Source organism: Liquorilactobacillus sicerae (genome assembly GCF_029916425.1).
Classification (GTDB): domain Bacteria; phylum Bacillota; class Bacilli; order Lactobacillales; family Lactobacillaceae; genus Liquorilactobacillus; species Liquorilactobacillus sicerae.
Genome location: NZ_JAHAVQ010000258.1, coordinates 1 through 440, shown reverse-complemented (window position 1 = coordinate 440; position 440 = coordinate 1). Strand labels below are relative to the sequence as shown.

Sequence of the window (440 nt, the reverse complement as noted above, 5' to 3'; positions counted from 1 at the left end):
CTGGAAATATTGCCGAAGAAATAGAGTGGATATCTTAAGTCACTGGTTTCAAATTCTTGTTTGCTTGCAATTGATTGCTTCGAAATTAAAGACTTCGAAAATTTTCTTGTACTGCCGATAACATAAAATTTAGTTCGAGGAACATTCTCAGTTGTTGGCACATTAAAAGCTTTCACAATATTAATTTTGTGTTCATTAGCAAATTAAGCTAAATGATGATTTACCACATTAATCGAAGTACCGGCATCGAGAGAAGTGATATTGTAGGGACGCGCCAATGTAGAAATATAGTTTCTACCTGTCTGTAAGGAAAATATCACAATCAACAAACAAAATGATATTGCGGTCACAATAATTGATAAACGTCTGACTTTTTGCAAAACAAGAAACCCTTTCTTTATAAAAACAACCACCTCGGAAGGGGACTGTTCAACATTAAC

General features: G+C 34.1%; 1 pseudogene. It reads right to left on the bottom strand.

What is annotated here, in order from left to right:
- Positions 1-203 precede the first annotated feature (203 nt).
- A pseudogene (locus KH893_RS12325) lies at positions 204-440 on the bottom strand (hypothetical protein); the annotation flags it as partial.